Origin of the sequence: Prevotella sp. Sow4_E9_plate, assembly GCF_052116205.1 — a bacterium.
Taxonomy (GTDB): Bacteria; Bacteroidota; Bacteroidia; order Bacteroidales; family Bacteroidaceae; genus Prevotella.
Map to the genome: position 1 here is coordinate 1 of NZ_JBQKLN010000099.1, position 2,211 is coordinate 2,211.

Consider the following 2,211-nt stretch of genomic DNA (forward strand, 5'->3'; position numbering starts at 1 on the left):
GTTTACGGCAAAAATTAATGAGAGACCAAGAAAGAAATTGAATTTCTCAACACCAAAGGAGTGCTTTTATAAAAACATTTCGTAATTTTGCACTTGCTTGTTGAATTCGCGTATATTTACTGCACTGATGTTCTTGTTAAAAGCCGTCATACGTGATTTTTCAGCAATGTTGGTGGATAATCTTTTCTTCAACAGTATGTGGCGTCATTATATGTACAAAATCTTGATGGAAAAAGGACGTGGTATATCTGAGGCAAGCTATAATAGGATAGTGACGTTCCAAAAGGAAAAAAGACAGATTGATATAGGGGACGTAAACATAGATGAAAAGGAAAAGCTGAAGCGAGTTGAGGATATCGTTTCTGATATTAAGAATAAAACTCGAGAGGATAACATTGTATTCGAATATAATTGCTTTTATGGCTTTTATAGAAATTTACTAGGTGGTATTATTATTTCATCATTATTAGTCTATTTCTGTTCTCATATATTTGGAGCTTTATTGGCAGCTGCAAATATTAATATAACTGATTATTTGTATCCAATTCTGTTAATATTATTTTGTGTATGTGTAATCTTTATGTATTACAACGATTATAAATATGCAAAGAAGATGTTTGCAGCGTATACGTCTTTTTTAGATAAAGAAAATTAATATGGCAAAGACGAGTTTGGAAGAGCAGCAGAAACTGCTAGGATACACATTTCAAAGTGGGTGGAAAGTCGTAAAAATTCATTCGACATCTGGATCTTCTACTGGTGGCGTTTATTCCATGTGCTTTGATGTTGAAAAAGATGGGCGTATTTGTTTCATGAAGGCACTTGATCTGAAACAGTATATGAGTCGTGGTATTGAGAATGGAACTGATCCTATGGCTTGTTTGAAAATAATGATTGATCAATATCAGTATGAGCGAAGCCTGTCTGAAATTTGTAAGGAAGGAAATGTTCGGAAAGTGGTTTATGTAATAGATTCTGGTCAAGAGTTTGTTTCTGTTTTTAATATGTTAGTTCCTTATCTTGTTTTTGAAATGGCAGATGATGATATTCATCATATGCTTGATGTTGCTGAAAGACTAGAATTTTCCTGGAAGATGAAATCTTTACATGATGTAGCTGTTGGTATGTATAATCTTCATAAAGTTGGTATCACACACCAAGACATCAAACCTTCTAATATTCTTCAATTCAATGATGAAACCAAAATTGGAGATTTGGGATGTTCTTCTTGTGAAGCTTTGGATAGTCCGTATAAGGATCGTTTATTTACAGGAGACCATAATTATTCACCTCCAGAGCGATCTTATAATTGGACCATCTCAGATTCTTCAAAACAGAAGTATTTGACTGACAGCTATTTGTTAGGTAGTCTTATCGTATTCTATATAACAGGTGTGAGTATGAACGCTTTGTTATATAGGTATCTTCCAGAATCATATCTTCCAGATCATTATCAAGGCGATTTGGATCCAATTCGTTCTTATCTCAACAATGCTTTTGCTTTGGCATTGGAAGAAATAAAAAAATCGATACCGGAAATACGGTTGCGAGACAGACTCCTTCAAACTATAGAGTACTTGTGTTCTCCGATTCCTGAGTATAGAGGCCATCCTAAAAATTTGTCTCTAACCCATGGAAATCCTTACAGTTTGGAACGCTTTATCTCTACACTAGACCTGATGAAGCGAGAGGCAGAGATCTTGGTTTTTAAAAAGTGATGAATTATGGATTATAGAGTAGAAACACCTCGAAGAAAGGTTCTCCCAAATTGGCGATATTATAACAATACCGTCAATTTGGGAGAACTCACTTCATTTGAAAATGTGAATCTCAGTGATGCTGATTTGTATCCTATTGATGACTATATTTCAGATTGGATTGATTCTAAGTCTGTTTATAGAGCAAGTGACTTAATAAGTGCTGCTATTACAAATAGTCAAAAAAATAACTCTCATGTAATAGAAGCCGCTAAGTTCTTGTTGTCAAAGCAGGATAGAATAAATTTGGTGCAAAAACAAACAGCAGAATACATTCTTGCCAATAATAATAAAGTGGAATGTGATAAAGATGTATTGCGCTTAAAAAATGTAGCTATAGAGAAATGAGCCCACTTTAAAAAGGGGCATATTTTGAATCCAGCATGACCAGTGTGGTCATTCTGAGTGAAACATAGCAATTGGCTCCGCTGGTGAATATCTGTCGAGAAATCGC

At 34.5% G+C, this 2,211-nt stretch carries 3 protein-coding genes; all 3 read left to right on the forward strand.

Translation table 11 applies throughout. The features are described 5' to 3' along the window. Positions 1-226: 226 nt before the first annotated feature. From ACTQ53_RS17320 to ACTQ53_RS17330, 3 genes are read left to right on the forward strand one after another with little or no spacing between them, the layout of a single operon-like run. Positions 227-655, forward strand: a complete 429-nt coding sequence (locus tag ACTQ53_RS17320; RefSeq protein ID WP_441934540.1) for a hypothetical protein — start codon at positions 227-229, stop codon at positions 653-655. Position 656: 1 nt separating this feature from the next. Continuing rightward, positions 657-1,718, forward strand: coding sequence for a protein kinase domain-containing protein (locus tag ACTQ53_RS17325; protein WP_441934542.1), 1,062 nt, complete (start codon positions 657-659; stop codon positions 1,716-1,718). A gap of 6 nt (positions 1,719-1,724) precedes the next feature. Next, the gene (locus ACTQ53_RS17330; RefSeq protein ID WP_441934544.1) at positions 1,725-2,105 is read left to right on the forward strand and encodes a hypothetical protein; all 381 of its coding nucleotides are present in this window, start codon (positions 1,725-1,727) and stop codon (positions 2,103-2,105) included. Positions 2,106-2,211: the final 106 nt, after the last annotated feature.

Coding starts and splice junctions, on each gene's coding strand:
- ACTQ53_RS17320 (WP_441934540.1), top strand. CDS start 227: ATGGAAAAAGGACGTGGTATATCTGAGGCAAGCTATAATAGGATAGTG.
- ACTQ53_RS17325 (WP_441934542.1), top strand. CDS start 657: ATGGCAAAGACGAGTTTGGAAGAGCAGCAGAAACTGCTAGGATACACA.
- ACTQ53_RS17330 (WP_441934544.1), top strand. CDS start 1,725: ATGGATTATAGAGTAGAAACACCTCGAAGAAAGGTTCTCCCAAATTGG.